We start from the raw sequence: 24,244 nt of genomic DNA on the forward strand, positions 1-24,244 counted from the left end.
AATTATAAGATGTGCTGATAATTGTAGCTTTAGGACTGCTCTCAACCTCTACCGTAAATTGTTAAGCAATTCCTGTACCGCACAGTATTGTCGCTGTCCCTGTTTATTCATTTCCCTTCATTTTCCCTTCTGAATCCAATATGGCGGCCTTTTATCTGCTGCTGCTTCATTAATTCACGTATGACATCAAAGACCAACTTAAACGGTGTGTCATATTTTTTCTCAATATTATCGTGTTTGCGCGCCAAATCTGCATTTGAGGCAAGCATCTGCCGAAGTCTGACAAACGTGCACATGATTTCGATATGGTCCCTCAAGTTTTCAAACTCCCCTTAATACCAAATTGCAGTCAAAAAAGTAAGTGTAATCGTTTAGTCTAATGCTGCCTTGTCTGCCATTAGTAAAAGTGCGGGGTTACAGGAATTCAGAAGGGGACGAATAGACAAAATGGTTCATTTTGTCTATTGCCAGGTAAATATTTATCTACCTTCAAAAAAATTATTACTTTTTTTCAATATATATTCACTTTGTATCATGCTGTATGTTATCATAAATGCGAGAGTATTTATAATTATTGTTTACATAAAAAAAGGAGGATTAATAATATGATAGCTCAGAAAAGAAGAACACTTATATGGGATTAACACCATTAGAAAGGGAAAAAAGAGCTAAAATGATTATACATGGGGCATCAGTTGCTTCTGCAGCAACTGCGGGTGCGCTTGCTCAGGGTGCTACTTTAGGATTAGATACACCATTTTTAACTGTCATTACTGTGGGCATGGTAATTGCGCTTGGCGAACTGTTCGATCAGAAAACTAATAAATCTACAGCATTAGCTATTCTCGGACAAGCGGCTGGTGCAGGAGTAGGTGTTGCTGGTGCAAAAGCGTTACTTGGATGGTTTCCTGGTATAGGAAATTTAGCTAATGCAATAATTACTACTATATATACAGAGGGTCTTGGTTGGTGGGTTTACAAATACTTTACTAAAAAAACTGCAACATAGAATATGTATGAATTTAGTTTAACATGCAATTCCCCGTGGTCTTGCCTCGGGCCGTATACTTACGTTTTTTGGATATCATACGCTCTTGCAGTAGGGAGATTTATTGAAAATTCACTAATAATCTCCCTTGTTCTTGAAAAAATGAAGAGCTAAATAGAGTTACTAAATATGGATGACTAAATAAGTACCGTGACAATTTACGGCGATTAAAATGTTTCTTAAACAATAGACAAAAATAATTTATTTGTTTGTTGTTTGGTAAATTATACAATTGTCTGCAACTTAGTATTAGTCAGTTGAACCATAAAAACAGCTGGGAATCGGTCATAAAAGTACGCACCAACATTTTTGTCTTAACTCCACGAAGTTCAACCTACCCAGCGTCTAAACATAACCTTCTCGCCGCGAATCAGCAAAATCTTCAATCTCGATAGGTATCATTGCAAGTTTTCGCGCTAATGATGACACTACTATTAATGTACCAGCCGGTAAAGATTTTTTCAGATTTAGCTATTTCTGCACGTTTAGTGTATAATAGCAGTTTATCCCAAAAGACATGAAATGGACGAACATAGAATTTGGTAACTGAAAACATAAGAAATTTCTCTATAATTGCCCATATTGACCACGGCAAATCTACGCTGGCCGACAGGTTTTTAGAACTCACCGGTGCGCTCAGCCGCAAGGAACTCACTAAACAGGTACTCGACTCCATGGACCTGGAAAAAGAACGCGGCATCACCATCAAGGCTCATGCCGTAAGGATTATCTACGAGGCCGACAGTGGCCTAAGTTATATCCTGAACCTGATAGACACGCCCGGACATGTGGACTTTTCATACGAGGTATCAAGAAGCCTTGCCTCATGTGAGGGCGCACTCCTGGTGGTTGACTCCACTCAGGGGGTTGAAGCACAGACCCTTGCCAACACATATCTTGCCCTCGACCACAATCTTGAACTGCTGCCCGTGATAAATAAAATCGACCTGCCACAGGCAGAACCAGAACGCGTCGTCACACAGATAGAGGAGACCATAGGGATTGACTGCTCTGAGGCACTGATGGCGTCGGCAAAAAACGGTATCGGCGTAAAAGAAATCCTTGAGGCAATCGTCAGGAAAGTCCCGCCTCCAACCGGGGATGCAGGGCTGCCGCTCCGGGCATTGATCTTCGATTCGTGGTTTGACAGCTACAAGGGTGTCATCGTCATGGTCAGGGTATTTGACGGCACGATTACAAAGGGTACGCAGATAAAAATGATGTCAACCGGTAAGGTCTTCGAGGTCATCGATGTGGGTGTGTTTACCCCAAAACTGCTCTATACAGAGTCTCTTGGCCCCGGCACCGTTGGATTTATATCGGCAAACATGAAGACAGTCGGAGATACAAAAATCGGGGATACGATAACCTATGCCCAAGTTTCGGCCTCTGAACCGCTGCCTGGTTATAAAGAGATTAAGCCGATGGTCTTTTGCGGTATCTATCCTACAGAGACACACGAATATGAGGAGCTTAAGGATGCCCTTTTAAAGCTCGGGCTCAATGACTCATCATTCAGCTATGAGCCTGAGACCTCCACCGCGCTTGGCTTCGGCTTCAGATGCGGATTCCTCGGACTCCTGCACATGGACATTATAAAGGAAAGGCTTGAGCGGGAGTTTAACCTGTCGCTGTTAAACACAGCCCCGACGGTTATTTACAGGGTCACAAAAAATGACGGCGATATAGTATCAATAGATAATCCAACACAACTGCCTGAGAGTTTTGTTAAAATAGAAGAGCCGTTTATTCTGGCAACGATTTTCGTGCCGGAGAAATACGTTGGCAATATCTTCGACTTGTGTCAGGAAAAAAGAGGCACACAGAAGGAGTTTACCTACTATGGGAAGGACAGGGTGATGGTCGCATATGAGCTGCCGATGAACGAGATATTGTGGGATTTCTTCGACAGGCTGAAGTCTATATCAAAGGGTTATGCCTCAATGGATTATGATTTCATCGGCTACAGGGATGCAGACCTCGTAAAGCTTGACATACTGATAAACACAAAACCAGTCGATGCCCTTTCACTCATCGTTCACAGGGACAAGTCCTATCACAAGGGGCGGCAGATTGTGGAAAACCTTCGCAAGGTCATAGATCGCCAGCTCTATGAAATAGCTATTCAGGCTGCCATCGGTAGGAAAATAATAGCCAGAGAGAGCGTAAAGGCCATGAGAAAAGACGTGCTGGCCAAGTGCTATGGCGGCGATATAACAAGAAAAAGAAAACTGTTAGAAAAGCAAAAGGAAGGGAAGAAAAGAATGAAACAAATAGGTAATATAGAGATACCACAAGAGGCATTTTTAGCGGTTATGAGGATAGATAAATGAAAAAAAATGTCTACAGGGAGTACTCCGAGGCAATAGTAACCGCCCTCTTGCTGGCCCTTTTCATCCGTGCCTTTGTGATACAGGCCTATAAGATACCCTCTGGTTCAATGGAGAAAACCCTGCTGGTAGGAGACCAGCTCCTTGTGAATAAGTTTATTTATGGTGTAATGATCCCGTTTACGGACACGAAGATTCTCACCTTCAATCAGCCCAAAAAGGGCGATATAATAGTGTTCAAGTACCCTGATGACCTCAGCAGGGACTTCATAAAGCGTGTCGTAGCCGTTGGCGGGGACATCGTAGAGGTAGTAGATAAAGAGGTATACGTAAATCATGAAAAACTTGTTGAACCATTCATACAGCACACGGACACATCGATGAGAAATGGTATCCCCCCGCGCGACAACATGGAGCCAAGACGTGTCCCCCCAGGCAAATTCTTCGTCATGGGCGACAACCGCGACAACAGCCAGGACAGCCGCTTCTGGGGCTTCGTTGACCTGAATCTTATACGGGGAAAGGCACTGATTATTTATTGGTCATGGGATAATTCTAAAAATATAGGCTGGTATGAACATATCAGATTTAATCGAATAGGGAGGCTTGTAAAATGACTGAAAAAACGTTGAGCAACGAGCGCGGCGGCGGCGGCATCAAGGCAATCATTATTATAGCACTCATAGTGACCGCAATGTATTCTGGATTTAAGTTTGCAATGCCGTACTACAAACATAATTCTATGAACTCTGAGGCAAAAGAGATAGCCAGACTGGGGCAGGAGAAAGAAAAAACCCTTGAACTAATAAATGAAAAGGTGCAGGAACTGGGAATCCCCATAAAGAAAGATAAGATAAACATCACATTCGACAAGGAAAAGAGGATTATAACGATAAAAATGGCATGGAGTGTCGAGGTTGACCTCATGGGATTCTATAAAAAAACCCTTTTCTTCAAAGTTGACGTAAAAGAATAACGATGTTCACAGGCATAACACTATCCATAGGCGAGGTAGCCTCGATGAAAAGGAAACACGGCGTAACCGAACTGGTGGTTGTTGACGCGGTAGTATCGAAGGACGCCCAAATCGGTGACAGCATATCGATAAACGGTGTTTGCCTTACAGTAGTAAAGAAGGAAAGCGACAAAATGTTTTTTGATGTCTCAGATGAGACCCAAAGAAGCTCAGGGGTTGGCATGTTTACCTCCGGCACAAAGGTAAACCTTGAGCCTGCGATGTCAGCCGGAGGCAGGTTTGGCGGGCACTTCGTCACCGGACATATAGACGGCACGGGGACAATAGAGGCAAAACACGCAGCGGGTGGGGGCGTCATAGAGGTAGTTATTAATGCCCCGCCAGTGATTCAAAAATACATAGTAAGGAAGGGTTCAATAGCAATAGACGGCGTCAGCCTCACGGTTGCAGATGTGCGTGTGGGAGGGTTTTCTATTGTCATAATCCCTCATACATCGGGCGTGACGACACTTGGGGCAAAGAACCGGGGCGATAGTGTTAATCTTGAGACGGACATTATAGGCAAATATGTAGAGAAATTTGTCGCCGCATATTCGGGAAATACTGCCGGAAATAGTGAAAAACTATTAAATAAACTAAGAGAGGAAGGTTTCATAAGATGAAAACCAGACATTCGTTTAATACAATAGAAGAGGCAATAAAGGACATCGAAGAGGGAAAGATGGTAATCCTCATCGATGACGAAGACAGGGAAAACGAGGGTGACCTCTGTGTTGCCGCAGAGAAAATCACACCTGATGTGATAAACTTCATGGCCAAATACGGCAGAGGGCTGATTTGCCTGAGCCTGACCCCTGAGAAAGTCGAACACTTGAACCTCCCTATGATGACAAGCAACAATACCTCGTCCTTCGGTACAGCCTTTACAGTATCCATAGAGGCCAGAAAGGGAGTAACTACGGGCATCTCAGCAGCAGACAGGGCAAGGACTATTCTTACGGCAATTAGGCCCGACTGCCGTCCTGAAGACCTCGCCAGGCCGGGGCATATCTTCCCTCTGAGGGCAAAGCCCGGTGGAGTCCTTCAGCGTGCAGGCCAAACAGAGGGGTCTGTTGATCTTGCGAAACTTGCCGGTCTTATCCCCGCCGGTGTAATCTGTGAAATACTCAACGACGACGGCACTATGGCCAGGGTACCGGAGCTTATGGAGTTTGCGGCAAAACACCAGTTAAAAATCGTAACAATAGAGGACCTTATCGAATACAGGCTCAAAAACGAGCGTTTGATAAAAAAGGTGGCAAACGTAAATATGCCGACTATATTCGGTGGTGACTTCAAGGCCATAGCATATGAAAACGCCGTCGATGCCAATGTCCACCTGGCCCTGATAAAGGGCAATATCACGGCCAATGAACCGGTGCTGGTGCGGGTACACTCTGAGTGTCTCACCGGTGATGTGTTCGGCTCAAGGCGCTGCGACTGCGGGCAGCAACTGCAAAAGGCTATGGAGATAATAGACAAAGAGGGATGCGGCGTGATACTGTATATGAGACAAGAAGGACGCGGCATCGGCCTTGCCAACAAACTCAAGGCATATGAGCTTCAGGACCAGGGCATGGACACTGTTGAGGCCAACATTGAACTTGGCTTTAAGGACGACCTCAGGGACTACGGCATAGGGGCACAGATACTTGTTGACCTGGGTATTAAGCAGATAGCCCTGATGACAAATAATCCGAGGAAAATCGTTGGGTTAGACGGCTACGGGATTGAAATAGTAAAGCGAGTTCCCATCGAGATTGTCCCGTGCGATAAAAATCTGGTTTATTTAAAGACAAAAAAGAAGAAAATGGGACATATATTAGATAAAGTTTGAGGAAAAAATCCCAATAAAGGAGAAGCTGATGAGAGTTTACGAAGGAGAATTGAATGCAAAGGGTTTTAAGTTTTGCCTGATTGTGAGCCGGTTTAACGACTTCATAACCGGGCGTCTGCTTGAAGGGGCAGTTGATGCCCTTACACGGCATGGCGCTGAGAGTGCTGACATATCGGTAATAAAAGTGCCGGGTTCGTTTGAACTGCCTCTGATAGCAAAAAAGGCGGCACAATCCAGGGCATATGATGCTGTTATCGCGCTGGCTGCGATAATACGCGGGGCAACGCCGCACTTCGAGTATGTAGCGGCAGAGGCGTCAAAGGGAATAGCTGCGGCATCGATGGACACCGGAGTACCAATAGCCTATGGCGTGATAACCTCCGACACCATCGAACAGGCTATCGAGCGCGCCGGTACAAAAAGCGGCAACAAGGGATGGGATGCGGCCATGACGGCAATCGAAATGGCTAATCTCATAAAGAAGCTCTAACCAGCCGCCGACTATGACGAGAAGACAAGCACGGGAATATGTATTGCAAAGCCTGTTTCAATATGAATTTACAAAGTCCATCTCTGACAGAAAAGAGATACAGGAGGGGCTTGCCAACAAATCCCCGTCTGACGACATCCTTGAATTCATAGAAGACCTCATAGGTGGGGTTATAAAAAATTTGAAAGAAATTGACGAGATAATTCAATCGGTTTCAAAGCATTGGGAGCTGCAGAGGATTGCCTCTGTGGACAGGAATATTATAAGATTTGCCGTGTATGAACTACTCTACAGGGCAGACATACCGGCGGCGGTTACGATTAACGAGGCTGTGGATATAGCAAAAAAGTATTCAACCCTGGAGTCCTTTTCATTTATAAACGGCATATTGGACACGATAGCGCACGAAAACGCCCCCGAAAACGCTAAAGGCGGTAAACGGCAAAAGGAGAGCACCAAATGACACCCTACGCGGTAATCTCCGATGTCCACTCAAACCTGCACGCCCTCAATGCGGTTATCAAAGATATTGAAGACCGCGGTATTGCAGATATCTACTTCGCCGGAGACATTGTAGGCTACGGCCCGAGGCCAAATGAATGTATTGATATAATAATACAGCGCTGCAAGATACTCATCGCAGGCAATCACGACTGGGCAGTAATCGGTTACACCGACACCGAGTATTTTAACGAAATCGCACTGCGTGCAATTGAATGGACGCGCGAGCAAATAACTGACAAACACATGGAAGACATAAGGGCATTTAAATTATTTAAATCTGACCCGGCACGCAATGCCATGTTTGTCCACGCCACACCAAAAGACCCTGATAACTGGGACTACCTCTTTTCGCTGACAAATGCTGAGGTAAACTTTCGGAGTTTTGGGCAGCAATTCTGCTTCGTAGGCCACAGTCATACGCCGGTTATAATAGAAAACGCCGGAATGGGCAATATGTCAACTATTTGGGATAAAACTGAAATAAAGGAAGCAAACCGTTACATAGTAAACGCAGGCAGCGTGGGGCAGCCACGAGATGGTGATACGCGTTCCTCATACGCCGTTGTCGATGACTCTGCTATTGAGATAATCAGGGTCCCCTATGACGTGGAAAAAACACAGGAGGAAATGGCAGATGCCAACCTCCCGGCAAGGCTCATTGAGCGCTTGTCATATGGTCATTAAAATCAAACACAAGGGGTTTTCAAATAAAATAATATGATAGAACGATACACAAAAAAAGAGATGGGGCAGTTGTGGACGCTTGAGGCCAAGTACAGGAAGTGGCTTGAGGTAGAGTTGGCAGTGTGCGAGGCATGGGCTGAAAGAGGGGAAATCCCCGCCGAAGCCCTTGAAACAATTAAAGAAAAGGCTGGATTCGATTGTTTACGCATTGACGAAATAGAGGCAGAGGTTAAACACGACGTTATCGCCTTCCTCACCAGCGTTGCCGAACACGTCGGCCCGGAATCGAGATATATCCACAAGGGGCTTACCTCGTCAGACATCCTTGATACCTCAAACGCCCTGCTTATGCGGGATGCAGCAGATATTATCATAGGCGATATTAAGGCCCTGATGGAATGCCTCAAGGCACAGGCGATTAAATACAAAAAGACCCCGTGCATAGGGCGAAGCCATGGCATCCACGCTGAACCAACGGTGTTTGGCCTAAAGTTTGCCCTCTGGTATGAGGAAATGAATAGAAATCTCAGCAGAATGGAAAGTGCGCGTAAGACGATAAGCGCAGGGAAGCTCTCTGGTGCAGTTGGAACATTTTCCAGCATAGAGCCAGAGTTAGAAACCGCGGTGCTGGGAAAATTAGGTCTTGTCCCTGAACACGTGGCCACGCAAATAGTGCAGCGCGACAGATACGCAGAGTTTATGACAACACTTGCCATAATTGCCTCGACTATTGAAAAGATTGCCGTAGAGATAAGGCACCTCCAGCGCACGGAGGTACGCGAGGCCGAAGAGCCATTCTCAGTGGGCCAGAAGGGCTCTTCAGCAATGCCCCACAAACGCAACCCCATAGGAAGTGAAAACCTCACCGGACTTGCCAGGGTTGTGCGCTCAAATGCAATGGCCGCCCTTGAGAACGTTGCCCTGTGGCATGAGCGTGACATCAGTCATTCCTCTGTCGAGCGGATTATCATCCCGGACAGTACAATTCTCGTTAATTACATGCTGGTACGCCTCAAGGGAATCCTGTCGAGATTGGTTGTCTATCCAGAGACGATGCTGAAAAATCTAAACCTAAGCCACGGCCTCTATAATTCTCAAAAGGTACTCCTTGCGCTTGCCGGTGCGGGAATGTCCAGAGAGGACGCATACTCAATAGTCCAGAAAAAGGCGATGGAGAGCTGGGCAGACGGTATGAAATTTAAGGAACTCCTGCAAGCCAGTGAACCGGTGAAGGCTTGTCTGGCCGGAGGAGCACTTGATAAACTATTCGACCTTGACGACTATCTTAAACACATCGACTTTATATATGAACGTGTGTTCGGAGCAGGTTAAGGGCTGGTGGGCGATACAGGGCTCGAACCTGTGACTTCTGCCGTGTGAAGGCAGCGCTCTACCACTGAGCTAATCGCCCCACAAAATCTACTAATAGAACATAACAATTTTACCGCTTGATTGTCAATAACTCATATTTGGCCTTTATGAATTATTTTCTTATGGTATTTTTCTAATCTTTTAGTGTATTCTATTGCTATGAAAGTAAAGTTTTGGGGCGTAAGGGGTTCAATCCCAACACCAGGCAAAGACACTGTGCGCTACGGTGGAAACACCTCCTGCATAGGGCTTGACGCCGAAGACGGCACTATCGTCATCTTTGAAGCCGGTACCGGCATACGCATGATTGGCTCAAAGCTCGCCGCCATGTCGCCAGTCAAGGTACACCTGTTCCTTTCACACACGCACTGGGACCATATTCATGGATTCCCATTTTTTATCCCGGCCTATATACCAAAAAACGAAATAACTATCTATGGCCCGCCCCATTTTGATAAAAACCTTCGTGAGATAATGGCCCAGCAGATGGTCTATTCATACTTCCCCGTAAACTCCGACGAGCTGCAGGCAACCATCAAGTACGTTGACCTGAAAGAGGAGACTGTCGAAATAGGCAGCCTTAAAATCCGCTCTAAACTTGTAAACCACCCCGTAACCTGCTTTGCCTACAGGGTAACAGAGGGCAGCAAAAGCATGGTCTACACGGGTGACAACGAGCCTTACTATAATTTCATGGCAAGCGCCGCAATGGACGAGGCCGAGACAGCCGAAATTGCTATGATTGTTGAAGAGCAAAACAACAGAAACGTTGAATTCGTAAAAGACTGCGACTTACTTATTGCCGATGCCCAGTACAAGCACTCTGAATACCCCACAAAGGTCGGCTGGGGACACAGCTCTAACGTACATGTCGTTGACATGTCTATAAAGGCAGGCGTAAAGCACCTCGTCATGTTCCACCACGAACCAACCCGTTCAGATGCTCAGGTTGATGAGATTGTACAAGAGACAAGGGCGTATTACGCAGGGACAGGGCACACAGGGCTTACTATATCGGCTGCTGCCGAGGGCGACGAAATCGTAATCGTTTAACTTCTACGGCTGTGCTGCATTATCTTTTGCCGGTGAGCTTTTCAAGTTCTTTTCTTATATATTTTGAGTCTATCCTGCCGTAACCGGAACAGCCCAGCGTAAAAATAAGTTTTTCTAAATCACTCTCTGACCAATCTGTGGAGCCGCGTCTGGTTAGAGTACCCTGTACGTATGGGGTATGGGCGACGATGAACTTCTCAAGTAATGCAGTAGCATTGGCGTCCCACTGCTGTTCGTTTCTAACGATTAGCTCCCAGTCCAGCGCCCAGACCTTGATTGTGCTGTCGTCATAGGCAGAGATTGCATAACGCCCGTCCATGCTTATAGCAACTGCATTTACGCCCACTACGTGGCCCTTAAATATCCTCAGACACTGCCCAGTTGCGGCCTCCCAAATCCTGAATGTGCTGTCAAAACTCCCTGATATAACATGCTGGGCATCCGAGGTGAACGCCACTGAGGTCACACGCGCCGTATGCCCTTCAAGGTCTCTGATGCTGCGCCCAGTGGCAATGTCCCAGATTTTTACGGTCTTATCGTCGCTTCCAGTTACGGCATAACGCCCGTTTAAACTTATCGCAACACAATTAATCGGGGCAGAATGACCGCTGAAAGTCCCCAAAAGACCTATAAACTCTACAGTGGTCATCTCACACTGTTTTATTACACAGTCCTCTCCGCCAGACAACAGCATCCGGTTGTCCAGGCTCAATGCTACAGTGCGTACCGGGGCAGAGTGTTCTTTAAACGTCTTGAGGCAGCTGCCAGAGTACAAATCCCACACCTTGACTGTCTTGTCATCGCTTCCCGACACGGCAAGTTTACCATCAGCCGTAATGCAAACGGCATTTACACGCCCATCGTGCCCTTTGAGGGTCTTAAGCAGGCGCCCCTTTGAGGTCTCCCACAACCGGACTGTCTTGTCCTGACCGCCAGACAGGGCATAGCTGCCATCGGCGCTGAGGCTTACTGCCTTTACACCTTCAAAGTGTCCTTTAAAGGCCAGCGCAGCATTTTTTGATTCAACCTCACGCAGCCGAAGTGTCTTGTCCATGCTGCCGGATAGGATAAAGTGGTTGGCATCGTCTATGCAGACAGAGGTTACAGCGTTATCATGTCCGGTATATGTAAATGCCTCCCATGCACCGGCGAGGTTCTTGTGTGGAAATACGCTGTAAAGGCGTGTCCACATGTCAACGGCCTCGACTGTCCGGCTGTAGCCCTTTTGAGAGCGTGCCTTTCGTATATGCCCGGCTGCCTTGACGTAATCCCCTGATTGAAGCGATTCTTTTGCAAGCGAGAGTTCACTGCTGTAGGCGGCCATTGCCGAAAATGCAGTCTCACTTTTTAATACCAGAGAAAGCATCATCGGGGCACGATAAACCTCTTTCTCACTCTGAAGGTCCCAGAACAACATATCGTTTCCCATGCCGTTTGAGGCAAAGTGTTTGCCATTTACAGACATATGGACAGAGCTTACCGGCGTCTGATGTCCCTCAAAGGTACGCAGGCAGCGCCCGCTGGATAAATCCCACAACCTGACGGTCTTGTCCTGACCGCCTGACAGGGCATATCGTGAGTTCCATGAAAGCACCACCGACTGTACAGGCTCTGCATGACCGGTCAAGGGCTTTTGATAGTGCCGCGTACGGAAATCCCACAGCCGTAACATGTTGTCAGCACAGGCGGTGATTAAGTAAACCCCGTCTTTACTCAGGCAGGCAGAGTTTACGGCAGCGGTGTGTTCCTTAAACACATGCAGACACTTCAACGACTGAATATTCCATATTCTCACAGTGCCGTCAAGACTGCTTGAAACCACTTGCTGCCCGTCGTTGGTAACGGTCACTGACGTAATAACGCCCCTGTGACCAGCAAATGAACGAAGATAGTTGCCGGAGTTCGTATCCCAGAGTTTTATTGTCTCATCAGCGCTTCCTGATACGGGATATTTACCGTCGGGGCTGAGATATACCGCAGTTACATCGCCTGCGTGTCCCCTGAAATTATAGAGCGTACTGCCTGTGGATATGTTCCACATGCGCACGGTTTTGTCAGCACTTCCGGAGATTGCAAACCTGCCGTCACTGGTCATGCTGACTGCTAAGACAGCGCCTGTGTGTCCGCTTAAGGTTTTAATACACTGACCTATTGCCGTATCCCAGAGCCTGATCTTTTTGTCCATACTGCCTGTAAGGGCAAGGCGTCCGTCGTGACTCAGGCTCACCGACGTAACCTGGGCAAGGTGACCGGCAAAGGTCTCAGACAGCCTCCTTGAGGTGGGGAGTTCTTCGCGGGCGAGGGTTAGCGCCGCTGCAGCCTCCTCAATATTGCCATATGCGGCGATAATATTCTCAAGATATTTTATAGCCGACAGACAGTCGTTCCTTTCAATGTGTGCTAGGGCAAGCAGGTACTCCGGCATCCAGTCTTCCCTGTGTGAACGTTGAACCTCTTCGAGTTCTCTGATCAGCATATCGTCGGTAGTTTTTGCGTTTCTCCAGTTTATGAGACCAAGGTTGTATGAGGACTGTGGGTGGTGGGGCTGGATTTTTATCGCTTCCTGCCAGAGTTTCTCTGCCTCTTCGTCTCTGCCAAGGTCAAGCAGTGAGACAGCGCGGTTGTTCAGGCTGTCGGCTGTGGCGCTGTTTGCCTGTGGCATCTGTCTTGGATATGGGGTTGAGGTGATTTCCTGATATATACCAATTAATGTATTTGCAATTTGTTCCATACTCTCAGGGCGCTGCAACGGGTTGATGTTAAGGCAACTGCGTAAGAGTTTGGCAATCTGGGGCGGCATAGGGGGAAGGGAGGTGTGGGGTGAGCTGTCCTGATTTTCAACGTGGTACGCCAGAGCCTCGGCTGCAACAGTGCCGGAGGGCCATGTTACCTCACCTGTGAACATCACCAGTATTGATACTGCCCACGACCATATGTCTGTTTTCAACGACAAATTTCCCTTGTTGGCCTGCTCAGGAGAACAAAAAGCTGGGGTCATACCAGACTGGCCGGACTGGCCAGATTGGTCGGATTGGATCGATCTATTGGTTTCATCCTCCACTACCCTGCCGCTATGGCTTGCAACAGCCTTAGCGAGGCCAAAGTCCGTCACTTTTGCGATTCCCTCAGAGGTGATCATAATATTTGCCGGTTTCATATCCCTGTGTACAAGTCCCTTTACATGCGCGTAGTGAAGTCCCCAGGCGATTTGAATTGAAATATCTATAATTTTATCCAGCTCAGTTAGTTTACCGTCGTGTATCCAGTCGTTTAAGTTTCCACCGTTGACGTATTCGGCAAAGACACGCGGGATGCTGTCAAGCTCCCTGACATAGTAGCAGCTTACAATGTGCGGGTGCAGACCGAGGTTTACCCAGGTCTCGGCCTCTTCCTGAAAACCCTTAGACCCGCCGGAGCGTGCCAGCTCTGAGGGCTTTGGGCTTTTCACGGCAAGGTCAACATTCCAGCCCCGGTGACGTACCTTGTAGACCTTACCCATGCCGCCTTCACCTAAGAATCCTGTTATCTCATAGAGATCAAGGACTACATCCCCAATGTTCCAGTCGTGGGAACTGCGCCTATTCATTAGGCTGGCTGAACTGACAGATGCTGCTGACAAATCAACAGCACGCTGCTCACCAGCCTTTTCAATTCGAAACATAGTGCCGCACTTCTTACACTTTGCCGACTTTCCGGCAAACGAGGCAGACACATTATATTTGGCTCCACAAATGGTACACGCCGTTATTATCGTCATTGTACTCCCCAAGTCTTTGCCCGTGATATTATATATCTCAGGTATTTACATTGATTTATCACTTACAGGGGCATACCAATAGTATATGGCCTCAGTTTCCTCTAAACCCTTCAGGTGATATGAACCAATGGGCATGGCCTTTACTTTCAGGTCTGGACTTAACGTTTGCCAAAAACTCTCTGTCATAAGGATAAGTTCGCGGCGGTTTGAGTTTACGAGGAAGGAGTTTACTTTCTCCTCTTTGTGGCGCAGGTCTTCGACGGAGAATACGGCATGGGCGTTTCTGCCTGTGCGCTCTCCTTCCTGTGTAAGGCGCACAGGTCCCCAGTGGAGGGCAACGCTTATTTGAACGGGTATCTTTATATAGCGCTGTACGCCTGGCGATAGTTTTAAGGCCGCAGAAATGGCGCTGTCTGCCGTCCCGAATGTGGCAAAGAACCCGTCTCCTGTGCATTTCAGAAATGGATGTTTTTCGCTCTGAAGCACCTTATCAAGCATTTGTCCAAGCGCTGATATGACCTTGACAAGATGTGTATCGCCCTGCTTGACAATCCTTGTAGACCCTACAATATCAACAACGAGCAGGGCCTCTGTTCGTTCCTCGAAAAACTCACTTGGCGGGATTAATATGCTTCCCTCTGAGGCATATGCCTCATCAAACAACCCCTCGGTCAGTCCCTCGGGCTGCGTCCCTGATGCCGATGGTATTATCCCTATGCGGGTCCTTCCTAAGGCAATCCACGACGGCACCGGCAGCGGCTGCGTCCCTTTAAAACGGTGTCCGTTGAGATATGTCCCGTTTCTGCTGTTTGTGTCCTCTATAACTAATGAATCCCCCGCAACCTTTATTACACAGTGTTTACGTGAGATTGTCTTGTCCCACTTTAAGGCAAGGTCGTTGTCTGTGCTTCTTCCAATAGAAAAAGATGGATACTTAACCGGCATACAAAAATGCGACGGCTGCTTGTCTAAATCAACGACAAACGCGTATGGCTCTGTGCGGTCGCTATCGTGGGCCGTGATTGTACCACCGGCAAACTCTTCGGTCTCCATAGAAGCAAAATCATATTCACCGGAGCGTCCTTTTGACTGAGATGGCGCGCACTCAACTAACACTACGGTTATGTTGTCAACGCCGCCTGCGCTGTTAGCGGCAGCTACTAGTTCGATGCAAGCCGTTTCAATATTTTTGTGTTTGTTCAGAATTTTCACTATTGTATCGTCATCAACCATGCCGGTAAGACCGTCGCTGCAGAGCAGGTACCTATCGCCTGGAAATGTTTTTGCCACCCTGATATCAGGCATTACCTCACCGGTCATGCCTATGCAGCGGGTGATTTTCCCTCTGGCCGGGTGCTTCACCGCCTGTGCGGATGTTATTTCCCCTGAGTCTATAAGCACCTGAACTACGGAGTGGTCTATGGTCAGTTGGGCAAAACTTCCGCTTCTCAGTAAATATGCACGGCTGTCACCCATATGGGCAATAAGCGCCAGATCATCTTTGAACATGGCAAGCACTACGGTTGCCCCCATGCCCGACATCCCTGCCTTTGACTTGCTTTGCATGCGCACCTGGTCGTTTAACTCCGTAAAGGCAAGCGTAAGTCCCTCTTCAACCTGAGGCGATTGCAAACTTTTGATGTTCCTTAGATTCCTTTGAAGCAGGGTTGGAAGTATTTCCACTACCATTTTTGACGCCATATCCCCTGCCGCGTGCCCCCCCATGCCGTCAGACACAATATACAGCCCGTACTCATTGTCAAGCATCAGGCTGTCTTCGTTTCTCTTTCGTACATGCCCTTTGTCGGACAGCCCTGCAGAGATGATTGCTTTGTTCATAGCACACCTTCCAGGGCCTTTTTAAAAGACTCTGCGGTCTTAAATATTATTTCAGGCTGGTCAACTAAGGCCGTGTCTATTACTTCAGCCAGGTTCTTTGGAATGGCCTGGTTCCTCCTCTGAATTGGAACACAAGAGGTCTGAAGCACAATATACCAGGGGTCCTTTCCCTTTGGGAAGTCCCGCGGGAAGCGCCCGGTCAGAAGAAAATAATATGTTGCCGCCATTGCCCACACATCTGCCTCCGGCTTTGAGTACTTGAAGTTGATAACCTGCTGCCTTGCCATAAATACTGGGGTGCCTGCGGCAGAACCCGTCCGTGTGTAACCGCTCAGGCCAGCGGCGTCGAAGGCCTTGCCAAGCCCAAAATCAGCAATCTTTGCTATGCGCCCCTGCGGTGTGTCCGTATAAAATATATTCGACGGCTTTATATCTCTGTGAACAAGGCCGTTTATTGTAACTATGCTGCCGTTAGTGAGTTTGACATTTGGGATTTGTATGTTATGGGCGTATATTAACCCGTCAAGGGCCTGAAGTATGATGTGTGTGGCCTCGGCAACCGACAGTTTCCCGCCTTTACGAGCCATTATCTTATCTACGCTTCCACCCTCGCAGTACTCAAGCGTAAAGTAAAATGTGCCCTGTGAGTTTCCATAATCAAGCAGACCTACCACGTTTGGATGTTTTAAGTGTTTAGTGTTTTCCACTTCCCGTAAGAACATCTCCCTCGCGCGATCATTTACGGCAGCGCTTGAGAGCATGACCTTCAGGGCTACTTTCTGCCCGGTTCCTGTTTGCTCTGCCAGATACACGGCGCCCATTCCGCCTTTTCCCAGTTCATTGATTACTTTATATCCTTTTATGTTTACCGAGTCGTCTTCGGCCTCTTGTTTTATTAACTGAAGTGGATTCTCAATGCACGACGCACACAGTATTTCGCTGGCATCAGGGTCAAAAGGGAACTCATTGCCGCAGTTGGTGCAGCGTTTTATATCAGCCCCCTGCGGTTTTTTAACTGGTTCTAATTGTACTTGTTTTGATTTACAGTCTGTGCAGATATATGAACCATCTGTTTGTAATCCGCCGTCTGCGCCATCGCCTGTCAGCTCCTTCGAACAAACTGAACACGCTAGAGGAACAGTGATAGATACGCGGAACACGGTCATGCCTAGTCTTATGGTATCGCCGTCTTTGAGATCATGTTCGGGGAATTTTGCCTTTATCGCCTCTCTATGAGCTATAGTTCTGTCGCGTTGTCCTATTTTTTTACCGTTTACGAATGTGCCATTGAGACTGCCAAAATCGCGAACCCTCATGCCCGGCGGGTTTATATCAAGCAGACAGTGGTGGCGGGATATCGTGCTGTGGTCTTTGTCATCCGGCAGGCGCGGGTTACAGTCCCCTCCACGCCCAATAATGCACGTGGTACGGTCTGTAAACACATACTCTGTTCCCTTTAACGACCCTTCTGTAACTTTAAGAACTATTTTTGCTGGCAAGGCTCAAAAACCTCACTCTTATTTACAGGTATTTACAGGACACGAGCCGCATCCGCGCCGTGCCGCTGACGCCCGCTATGTCTCACTAACGGCCCTAACGACCGCTTATTACGTAAACACTATAACAAAGCACTTTAACTATTGTCAATGCTGCGAATTTCCACTAAAATACTGAGTTGCAGTTGACACCGGCGTTGTGCTATACTTTTTCATCGGCATGGAGGTTTAGATGAGACTGATTTATTTATTTGTCATTATGATATTATTTGCGCCAGTAATAACAGGCTGTGCCGGGTCAAGTGTAACCAAAGGAGACAGCGGTCAGCAGGAAAGCCAGCCGCCAACGCCGCCCATGCCCTCACAGCTTTCATTAATGGGTACGGACTTCGAGGATGTTGACATCCCGGACGAGCTAAAACTGGTAGAAGGCGAATCGATGCTGATGAACACAGCGAACTTCGCAGGCGGGTCATTGGTTTACGCGGCTAATGTTACCGTAGATTCCGTCGTAAGATTCTTCAAGATACAGATGCCAAAGAAAGGCTGGGAGTTTATGGCGTCATCGTTTGCAAGAAATAACGCAATCATCGCGTACAGGAAGCCAAATAAAAACTGCGTAATCCATATCACCGGCCCGGGCGGTTGGCAGCCAGAGGCAAAAGTCCATATCTGGATAGGCAATACTATGAATGCAGCACCCTCCGGGAACCCTGCGCCCGTGAAACCATCCTTGAAATAGAAGTTGCTCCGGTGACCCCCCTGTCAGGATTAGGCGCCGGGCTGCCCTTCTTCGTTGAAGCCGCTTTGCACACGACGAACGCTTTTTGCAAGCTCTCTCATAGCGTCTGTAAGGGATGTACCCGCTTCCATTTTGCTGCGCACAAATTCTGCCTTTGACAGCTCATTAATGACGTGGTCTGTGGAAGTCCCCATACGGCATTCGTTTACCCCGTCCTGAAGCTGCTGATTTATACATGTTTCGATTTCCTGTGGCGTAAATTTTATTGCCAGTTCCCTCACCTCTTTTAAGGGCACATGCTGCTTCTCCATTACTATACCTCCTGGCACGTGTTTCTTGTTATTAAGTTCAGGCGCTGCCTGCTGCCTGCTATGATAGCTTATGGCTCATGGCAACTACAATGGGTTCTTTTTTTTCTTAAGAATTTACTTGCACTTTATAGTGATTATTTGTTATAAAATAAACAGGTGGGCGAAGCTGCCTGCCCTGCTGGTGATTATATGAAAGAGTTATTCCGACTAGCATGAGTTTAGGGAGCCAGTGTAAGGGCGCTCAGAGAGCATGCCGCATGCTGCGGAAGCCCAACGCGTTCTTTTCGGCACCCACCTGTGAAAGCAGGGACTTAACTCTTTTGTGCACACCGCAAGGGCGGGTTTGATTATACATAGATAATATCGGCAGCAGTGGCAGCACAAAGGGCAGTATTGGCAAAGGCATTAGTATTTGGAGGTTTTGTTGTTAACCCTATAACAATAACGTTATAGTTTGCAGATAAATAACAACTGGCAGGCCGCTTAGGCCCGGTGCCGGTGGTATAATGATTTGCTGTTTTTATTAACAGGGTTATCAAAACTCCTAAGTCAGGTCTTTGCCGTATCATCTCTGCCTTCCCTTGTGTGACGCTGGTCTGCGCAACTAGCTGACGGGCATGGCCCGTATTAACCCGTATTAAGATGTATGATTTTAACTTTAAGGATTTTATATATTTGGATTTATTTAAGGGACATCAGAGTAAGGTACGAGGTGAAGCACGTGGGGCGCCGTTGGCCTGGAGGCTGCGTCCTGTGGATTTATCTGAAATAGCCGGGCAGGGGCATATACTTTCAAAGGGCAAGGCCCTGCTTAATATTATTGAGGACGATAAAATCGTCTCACTGGTACTATACGGCCCTCCTGGGACGGGGAAGACCGCGCTTGCCCACATTGTTTCCGACATGACTAAGTCGGTATTCGTGGAGGTTAATGCCGTCACATCAGGGATTAAAGAAATCAGAGAGGCAGTTTCTATTGCCGCAACCTCTAAGACTATCGTATTTGTAGATGAGATTCACCGCTTTAACAAAGTCCAGCAAGATGCCCTTTTGCCGCACATAGAATCCGGCAGGATTGTCTTAATCGGGGCATCAACAGAAAACCCATCATTCGCCCTTACTCCGGCGCTTGCGTCGAGGACTATGATTTTCAGGTTTAATCCACTGTCTACTGAAGACATAAAGTCAATTCTCCAAAGGGCGCTGACAGACGCCAGGGGGTTTGGCGGCTCCATAAGCCTAACCGAAGATGCCTTGTCCTATGCGGCATTGAGAGCCGGAGGCGACGCAAGGCGTGCCCTCAATATCCTTGAGCTGGCCTCCCTATCGCTAAGGCACGCAGGCACAAACACCATAGACCTGGATGTAATCACCGATGCCGTTTCTGATAAGACGCCGTACTACGACGAAAATGAACACTACGACACCATATCTGCATTTATAAAAAGCATGAGAGGCTCAGACTGTGACGCCGCAGTCTATTGGCTTGCCAAAATGTTGAACTCCGGCGAGGACCCGTTGTTTATCGCAAGGAGAATCATCATTTGCGCCGCCGAGGATGTAGGAAACGCAGACCCTCATGCCCTCGGAGTTGCCGTATCTGCATACATTTCAGCAGAGAAGGTGGGGCTTCCAGAAGGGCGCATTCCACTAGCACAGGCAGCTTTATACATCGCGCAGGCGCCAAAGAGCAATGCCTGCTACCTGGCAGTTGAAGCGGCTCTTAATTCGGTGCGAAACGAACAGACACAGTCCGTCCCGCTTCATTTGAGGGATTCCAGCTATGCCGGTGCTGCGAAACTTGGCGTATCTGGATATAAGTATCCCCATGACTATCCTGGACACTATGTAGAACAGACATATTTAATCAATCCAAAGGTATTTTATGAACCATCTTCACAAGGCTATGAAATTGAGATAAAAAATCGGCTACAACAAAGGAGGCACAAAGGCAATGAATAGTATCATATACGTGCTGATAGCTATAATCACAGGGGCGGTGGCAGGGGCTGCCATGTCGCTCTTTTTCAAGGGTGTATTTAAAAAGAAGTTTGAAGAGCTTGAGCACAAACAACTGGACGTAATCAGGGAAGCAGAAAGAGAAGCAGAGAGAATCAAGAGAGAGGCCCTTGTCGAGGCCAAAGACATCCGTTATCAGACAAAGGCTGAGGCTGAACGGGAAGTCAAGGAGAAAAAGAACGAATTCAGCCAAATGGAAAAACGCCTGAGACACAAAGAAGAGAACCTTGATAAAAAACTCGACCAGTTTGAAAAGCGAGACAGCGAACTGATGAGAAAAGAAAAAGAATTCATCAAAAGAGAACAGCAGTTCGCAGAGAAAGAAAAGCAATATGACAAACTCATACTGGCGGAGACAGAGAAACTGGAAAAAATCTCCGGCATGACAGTAGAAGAGGCCAAAACACAGCTCCTGAAAAAAGTGGAAAATGAGATACGCTTTGAGGAAGCAAAGCTCATAAAACAAATAGAGCAGGAGGCAAAGGACGAATCTGAAAAGAGGGCGCGGCATATTATCGGTCTCGCCATACAGAGATACGCAGGCGAATATGTATGTGACGCAACGGTAACGGCCGTAACCCTGCCAAACGAAGAGATGAAGGGGCGCATTATAGGCAGAGAAGGCAGAAATATCAGGGCGCTTGAGGCGGCAACCGGCGTAGACTTTATTGTAGATGACACCCCGGAGGCAGTAACGCTCTCAGGCTTTGACCCGGTAAGACGCGAAATCGCAAGGATTTCCCTTGAGCGCCTTATATCAGACGGAAGGATACACCCGGCAAGAATCGAGGAAATCGTAGAGAAGGTTCGTAAGGAAGTCAACAACGCCATGAGAGAAGAGGGCGAGAAGGCCGTCTTTGACCTTGGTCTTACGGGCGTGCATCCAGAGTTTATCAAACTGCTTGGGCGGCTAAAATACAGAACATCTTATGGGCAGAATGTCCTTCAGCACTCGCGTGAGGTAGCCTATTTCTCCGGCATGATGGCCGGGGAGTTGAAGGCAGACGTAAAGCTGGCCAAACGTGCCGGTCTCCTTCACGACATAGGCAAGGCGGTTGACCATGAGTTTGAGGGCGCACACCACGAAATCGGTGCCTCTATTGCCAGAAAATATGGCGAAGACGAAAGAATAATCAATGCAATGCTGGTACACCACGGCGACGGCGACCCGATATGCGTAGAGTCCGCGCTGGTAACTGCGGCAGATGCACTCTCAGCGGCTCGACCCGGAGTGCGGCGTGAAAGTATTGAAAACTATATCAAGCGCCTTGAAAAACTTGAGGAGATTGCCATGTCCTATCAGGGCGTCGATAAGTGTTACGCTATTCAGGCGGGCAGAGAGATTCGCATCATAGTGAAGCCGGAGGATACGACCGATGAGATGTCCCACCTGATCTCACGAGAAATTGCAAAAAAAATAGAATCCGAGATGACCTACCCCGGGCAGATTAAGATCATGGTTATCAGAGAAACTCGCTTCGTAGAGTATGCTAAATAGGGAATTTTATGAACGTATTATTCATAGGAGACGTTATAGGCAGGCCGGGCAGGGTGTTGGTAAGGCATTTCCTGCCGCACCTTGTGGAGAAAGAAGAAATTGCTTTCATCATAGCCAATGGTGAAAACTCTGCGGGCGGCTTTGGGATAACTGAAAAGACTGCCGGAGAGCTGTTTGACTGCGGTGTGCATGTCATCACAACAGGCAACCACGTATGGGACAAGAAAGAGGCTGTTTCTTATGTCGCAAAAGAGGACAGAATACTCAGACCGATGAACTATGCCCCGGGTGTACCGGGGTTTGGCAGCATAATATACAGTCTGAAAAACGGCCTGAAGGCAGGTGTTATCAACCTCACCGGCAGGGTGTTTATGGCGCCCTCAGACTGCCCGTTCAGGACGGTTATGACTGCGATAGAGGAGATAAAAAGGCACACCAACATAATCATAGTTGACATGCACGCAGAGGCGACATCCGAAAAGCAGGCAATGGGATACTATCTAAACGGCAGTGTAAGCGCTGTCATAGGCACTCACACACATGTTCAAACTGCGGATGAACAAATACTTTCAAATCATACGGCATACATAACCGATGTTGGGATGACCGGCCCGGCCCTGAGTGTCATAGGTGTGAATGTTGGGCAGATAATCGAAAAGTTTTTGACTCAAATCCCTGTGAAATATCAGGTTGCCTCGGGAAAGGGTATTTTTTGTGCCGTTGTCATTCAGATTGACAATGAAACTGGCCGTGCATCGGCGATAAAACGATTAATGCTTCATCACGACTGAAGAAGGAGGTTTTTTTTATGAAAGCCAAGCTGACCTATATCAATGGAATGAAGTTCGTAGCAGAGGCTGACTCAGGACACGCCATCGTAATAGACGGCGACCATGAAAACGGCGGCGATGACTCAGGGATGAGACCCTCTGAGCTGCTGCTGATAGCCACCGGTGGATGTTCTGCGATGGATGTAATATCAATCTTAAAGAAGAAGAAACAGGAAGTCACAGGGTTTGAAATCAATGTCTCAGGCGACAAGGCAGCAACTCATCCGAAGCGCTTTCAGAAGGTCATCGTAGAGTACGTTGTAAGGGGGAAAAACATATCTGATGAGGCCGTAAAGCGAGCTATAGAGCTATCGATGACAAAGTACTGCTCAGTGAAGGCGACAATAGAAGGCGGTGTGCCAGTTGAGTACACACATAGAATAATTGAAGAGTAGCCTGCCGCAAAAGATACTGTCAAATATAGCGACTGTATGGTGTGTAGGATATGCCCCGATTGCCTCAGGGACGTTTGGGACATTGGCGGCATTAGTATTTTTTGTGCTGTTTTGGCCGTCGGATTTCACGCTTCTTATGATAACGGCTGTTGTAATCATAGTGGGCACGGTGGCTGCCCATGCTGCGGAGGGGTTTTTTAAAGAGAAGGACAGCGGCAAAATCGTAATAGACGAGGTTGCGGGGTTTTTCGTATCTATATTATACGTGCCGAAGGGTTTTGTTGTCATAGTGCTGGCATTTTTTCTTTTCAGGGCATTTGACATAATAAAGCCCCCGCCGGTCAATTATATGGAGCGGATTAAGGGCGGATTAGGCGTAATGCTTGACGATGTGGCTGCCGGCCTCTACGTAAACGTAATATTGCAGATAGCGACAAGGATGAGATTTGATGGTTAGAACCTTTATAGCGGTAGACATCTCTGAGGAGCAGAGGGCAGTGATAGGGCAGACTGTTAGCACGCTTAAACACACCCGCAGCGGTGTCAGATGGGTGAGGCCGGAAAACCTTCACCTGACACTAAAATTTCTTGGCAGCATTGATGAGACCTCCATAGATAAAATCTCACAGGTGTTAAAAGAACTATCTGCTGGTTATGCGCCCTTCAAGATGGAATTAAAAACAATAGGCGCGTTTTCAAGCCTGAAAAGGCCGGATGTAATCTGGATAGGGGTAAAGAAATCCCTTGAGTTAGAGACCCTTGCCGCAGATATTGAACAAAAACTATCTGTGATTGGTTTTAAAAAGGAAGACAGACCATATTCGCCGCATTTGACAATCGCACGGGTGAAAAACCTGAAGGGATACGATGAAATCTACGAAAAACTAAAGGCGCTTTCGGACAAAGATTTTGGAGCTTGCGAGGTGACAGAGGTATCGCTTATGAAAAGCGACTTAACACCGGATGGGGCGCAGTATACGCATTTGAAAAGTTTCCGGCTTAAGCAAGCCAGTCATTAGCCCTAA

The 24,244-nt window shown here is 47.5% G+C and carries 23 protein-coding genes, 1 tRNA gene and 1 other RNA gene; 19 read left to right on the forward strand and 6 right to left on the reverse strand.

The annotated features are described in order from the left end of the window. Positions 1–107: 107 nt before the first annotated feature. A complete protein-coding gene (locus ASN18_RS04980) occupies positions 108–317 on the reverse strand; it encodes a hypothetical protein (RefSeq protein WP_157072840.1) in 210 nt (69 codons plus the stop codon). A 317-nt stretch (positions 318–634) separates the two neighbouring features. On the opposite strand from ASN18_RS04980, the gene ASN18_RS04985 reads away from it, so the two are divergent. From ASN18_RS04985 to purB, 10 genes are all read left to right on the forward strand, one after another. After that, entirely contained in the window at positions 635–1,009 is a 375-nt protein-coding gene (locus ASN18_RS04985; protein WP_085051638.1) for a hypothetical protein, read from the forward strand. A gap of 578 nt (positions 1,010–1,587) precedes the next feature. Further along, positions 1,588–3,381, forward strand: a complete 1,794-nt coding sequence (lepA, locus tag ASN18_RS04990; protein WP_085051639.1) for a translation elongation factor 4 — start codon at positions 1,588–1,590, stop codon at positions 3,379–3,381. Beyond that, complete coding sequence (gene lepB / locus ASN18_RS04995; RefSeq protein ID WP_085051640.1) at positions 3,378–3,995, forward strand: signal peptidase I; 618 nt, start codon at positions 3,378–3,380, stop codon at positions 3,993–3,995. Before lepA ends, lepB begins: the two co-directional genes overlap by 4 nt. Beyond that, entirely contained in the window at positions 3,992–4,354 is a 363-nt protein-coding gene (locus ASN18_RS05000; protein ID WP_085051642.1) for a hypothetical protein, read from the forward strand. The genes lepB and ASN18_RS05000 overlap by 4 nt, the downstream gene beginning before the upstream one ends. 2 nt (positions 4,355–4,356) lie before the next feature. Beyond that, positions 4,357–5,016: a riboflavin synthase gene (locus tag ASN18_RS05005; protein ID WP_085051643.1), complete on the forward strand. Its 660-nt coding sequence runs from the start codon at positions 4,357–4,359 to the stop codon at positions 5,014–5,016. Then, a complete protein-coding gene (locus ASN18_RS05010; RefSeq protein ID WP_085051645.1) occupies positions 5,013–6,230 on the forward strand; it encodes a bifunctional 3,4-dihydroxy-2-butanone-4-phosphate synthase/GTP cyclohydrolase II in 1,218 nt (405 codons plus the stop codon). The genes ASN18_RS05005 and ASN18_RS05010 overlap by 4 nt, the downstream gene beginning before the upstream one ends. Positions 6,231–6,258: 28 nt before the next feature. After that, a complete protein-coding gene (gene ribH, locus ASN18_RS05015) occupies positions 6,259–6,720 on the forward strand; it encodes a 6,7-dimethyl-8-ribityllumazine synthase (RefSeq protein WP_157072841.1) in 462 nt (153 codons plus the stop codon). Between the two features lie 13 nt (positions 6,721–6,733). Further along, entirely contained in the window at positions 6,734–7,183 is a 450-nt protein-coding gene (nusB, locus tag ASN18_RS05020) for a transcription antitermination factor NusB (protein ID WP_085051648.1), read from the forward strand. Further along, entirely contained in the window at positions 7,180–7,908 is a 729-nt protein-coding gene (locus ASN18_RS05025; RefSeq protein WP_085051650.1) for a metallophosphoesterase family protein, read from the forward strand. Before nusB ends, ASN18_RS05025 begins: the two co-directional genes overlap by 4 nt. Positions 7,909–7,941: 33 nt before the next feature. After that, positions 7,942–9,240, forward strand: coding sequence for an adenylosuccinate lyase (gene purB / locus ASN18_RS05030; RefSeq protein WP_085051651.1), 1,299 nt, complete (start codon positions 7,942–7,944; stop codon positions 9,238–9,240). A gap of 4 nt (positions 9,241–9,244) precedes the next feature. Here the strand turns inward: purB and ASN18_RS05035 are convergent. Beyond that, positions 9,245–9,319 (reverse strand) — tRNA-Val (locus tag ASN18_RS05035). A gap of 119 nt (positions 9,320–9,438) precedes the next feature. Between ASN18_RS05035 and ASN18_RS05040 the strand changes: the two genes are divergently transcribed. Then, a complete protein-coding gene (locus tag ASN18_RS05040; protein WP_085051653.1) occupies positions 9,439–10,332 on the forward strand; it encodes an MBL fold metallo-hydrolase in 894 nt (297 codons plus the stop codon). A gap of 19 nt (positions 10,333–10,351) precedes the next feature. On the opposite strand, the gene ASN18_RS05045 is transcribed toward ASN18_RS05040, so the two are convergent. Genes ASN18_RS05045 through ASN18_RS05055 form a run of 3 tightly spaced genes read right to left on the reverse strand, consistent with a single transcriptional unit; the run spans position 10,352 to position 17,427 of the window. Beyond that, positions 10,352–14,089 (reverse strand): protein kinase domain-containing protein, encoded by a 3,738-nt coding sequence (locus tag ASN18_RS05045; RefSeq protein WP_085051655.1) that lies wholly within the window; start codon positions 14,087–14,089, stop codon positions 10,352–10,354. Positions 14,090–14,134: 45 nt separating this feature from the next. Further along, positions 14,135–15,928: a Stp1/IreP family PP2C-type Ser/Thr phosphatase gene (locus ASN18_RS05050; RefSeq protein ID WP_085051656.1), complete on the reverse strand. Its 1,794-nt coding sequence runs from the start codon at positions 15,926–15,928 to the stop codon at positions 14,135–14,137. Continuing rightward, positions 15,925–17,427 carry a protein kinase domain-containing protein gene (locus ASN18_RS05055; protein WP_085051658.1) on the reverse strand — a complete coding sequence of 501 codons (1,503 nt, stop codon included), beginning with the start codon at positions 17,425–17,427 and terminating at the stop codon, positions 15,925–15,927. Before ASN18_RS05055 ends, ASN18_RS05050 begins: the two co-directional genes overlap by 4 nt. 229 nt (positions 17,428–17,656) lie before the next feature. Between ASN18_RS05055 and ASN18_RS05060 the strand changes: the two genes are divergently transcribed. After that, the gene (locus ASN18_RS05060) at positions 17,657–18,166 is read left to right on the forward strand and encodes a hypothetical protein (protein ID WP_085051659.1); all 510 of its coding nucleotides are present in this window, start codon (positions 17,657–17,659) and stop codon (positions 18,164–18,166) included. A gap of 29 nt (positions 18,167–18,195) precedes the next feature. On the opposite strand, the gene ASN18_RS05065 is transcribed toward ASN18_RS05060, so the two are convergent. Beyond that, the gene (locus ASN18_RS05065; RefSeq protein ID WP_085051661.1) at positions 18,196–18,477 is read right to left on the reverse strand and encodes a hypothetical protein; all 282 of its coding nucleotides are present in this window, start codon (positions 18,475–18,477) and stop codon (positions 18,196–18,198) included. A 164-nt stretch (positions 18,478–18,641) separates the two neighbouring features. Between ASN18_RS05065 and ssrS the strand changes: the two genes are divergently transcribed. The 7 genes from ssrS (at position 18,642) to thpR (ending at position 24,238) form a co-directional block, all read left to right on the forward strand. Continuing rightward, a non-coding RNA gene (gene ssrS, locus ASN18_RS05070) (6S RNA) lies at positions 18,642–18,825 on the forward strand. 405 nt (positions 18,826–19,230) lie between these two features. Beyond that, positions 19,231–20,439, forward strand: a complete 1,209-nt coding sequence (locus ASN18_RS05080; protein ID WP_236861528.1) for a replication-associated recombination protein A — start codon at positions 19,231–19,233, stop codon at positions 20,437–20,439. Next, entirely contained in the window at positions 20,432–21,994 is a 1,563-nt protein-coding gene (gene rny / locus ASN18_RS05085; protein ID WP_085051663.1) for a ribonuclease Y, read from the forward strand. Before ASN18_RS05080 ends, rny begins: the two co-directional genes overlap by 8 nt. An 8-nt stretch (positions 21,995–22,002) precedes the next feature. Beyond that, positions 22,003–22,785: a TIGR00282 family metallophosphoesterase gene (locus tag ASN18_RS05090; protein WP_085051664.1), complete on the forward strand. Its 783-nt coding sequence runs from the start codon at positions 22,003–22,005 to the stop codon at positions 22,783–22,785. A gap of 17 nt (positions 22,786–22,802) precedes the next feature. Continuing rightward, positions 22,803–23,219, forward strand: coding sequence for an OsmC family protein (locus ASN18_RS05095; protein WP_085051665.1), 417 nt, complete (start codon positions 22,803–22,805; stop codon positions 23,217–23,219). After that, positions 23,209–23,676, forward strand: a complete 468-nt coding sequence (locus ASN18_RS05100) for a phosphatidylglycerophosphatase A family protein (protein ID WP_085051666.1) — start codon at positions 23,209–23,211, stop codon at positions 23,674–23,676. The genes ASN18_RS05095 and ASN18_RS05100 overlap by 11 nt, the downstream gene beginning before the upstream one ends. Beyond that, positions 23,669–24,238: an RNA 2',3'-cyclic phosphodiesterase gene (thpR, locus tag ASN18_RS05105; protein WP_085051667.1), complete on the forward strand. Its 570-nt coding sequence runs from the start codon at positions 23,669–23,671 to the stop codon at positions 24,236–24,238. The genes ASN18_RS05100 and thpR overlap by 8 nt, the downstream gene beginning before the upstream one ends. The last annotated feature ends 6 nt before the right edge of the window (positions 24,239–24,244 follow it).

The organism is Candidatus Magnetominusculus xianensis (genome assembly GCA_001541255.1).
Lineage (GTDB): Bacteria > Nitrospirota > Thermodesulfovibrionia > Thermodesulfovibrionales > Magnetobacteriaceae > Magnetominusculus > Magnetominusculus xianensis.

Excerpts from the sequence above, each read along its gene's own strand:
- ASN18_RS04985 (WP_085051638.1), top strand. The coding sequence starts at position 635 with ATGGGATTAACACCATTAGAAAGGGAAAAAAGAGCTAAAATGATTATA.
- lepB (WP_085051640.1), top strand. The coding sequence starts at position 3,378 with ATGAAAAAAAATGTCTACAGGGAGTACTCCGAGGCAATAGTAACCGCC.
- ASN18_RS05000 (WP_085051642.1), top strand. The coding sequence starts at position 3,992 with ATGACTGAAAAAACGTTGAGCAACGAGCGCGGCGGCGGCGGCATCAAG.
- ASN18_RS05005 (WP_085051643.1), top strand. The coding sequence starts at position 4,357 with ATGTTCACAGGCATAACACTATCCATAGGCGAGGTAGCCTCGATGAAA.
- ASN18_RS05010 (WP_085051645.1), top strand. The coding sequence starts at position 5,013 with ATGAAAACCAGACATTCGTTTAATACAATAGAAGAGGCAATAAAGGAC.
- ribH (WP_157072841.1), top strand. The coding sequence starts at position 6,259 with ATGAGAGTTTACGAAGGAGAATTGAATGCAAAGGGTTTTAAGTTTTGC.
- nusB (WP_085051648.1), top strand. The coding sequence starts at position 6,734 with ATGACGAGAAGACAAGCACGGGAATATGTATTGCAAAGCCTGTTTCAA.
- ASN18_RS05025 (WP_085051650.1), top strand. The coding sequence starts at position 7,180 with ATGACACCCTACGCGGTAATCTCCGATGTCCACTCAAACCTGCACGCC.
- purB (WP_085051651.1), top strand. The coding sequence starts at position 7,942 with ATGATAGAACGATACACAAAAAAAGAGATGGGGCAGTTGTGGACGCTT.
- ASN18_RS05040 (WP_085051653.1), top strand. The coding sequence starts at position 9,439 with ATGAAAGTAAAGTTTTGGGGCGTAAGGGGTTCAATCCCAACACCAGGC.
- ASN18_RS05045 (WP_085051655.1), bottom strand. The coding sequence starts at position 14,089 with ATGACGATAATAACGGCGTGTACCATTTGTGGAGCCAAATATAATGTG.
- ASN18_RS05050 (WP_085051656.1), bottom strand. The coding sequence starts at position 15,928 with ATGAACAAAGCAATCATCTCTGCAGGGCTGTCCGACAAAGGGCATGTA.
- ASN18_RS05060 (WP_085051659.1), top strand. The coding sequence starts at position 17,657 with ATGAGACTGATTTATTTATTTGTCATTATGATATTATTTGCGCCAGTA.
- ASN18_RS05065 (WP_085051661.1), bottom strand. The coding sequence starts at position 18,477 with ATGGAGAAGCAGCATGTGCCCTTAAAAGAGGTGAGGGAACTGGCAATA.
- rny (WP_085051663.1), top strand. The coding sequence starts at position 20,432 with ATGAATAGTATCATATACGTGCTGATAGCTATAATCACAGGGGCGGTG.
- ASN18_RS05090 (WP_085051664.1), top strand. The coding sequence starts at position 22,003 with ATGAACGTATTATTCATAGGAGACGTTATAGGCAGGCCGGGCAGGGTG.
- ASN18_RS05095 (WP_085051665.1), top strand. The coding sequence starts at position 22,803 with ATGAAAGCCAAGCTGACCTATATCAATGGAATGAAGTTCGTAGCAGAG.
- thpR (WP_085051667.1), top strand. The coding sequence starts at position 23,669 with ATGGTTAGAACCTTTATAGCGGTAGACATCTCTGAGGAGCAGAGGGCA.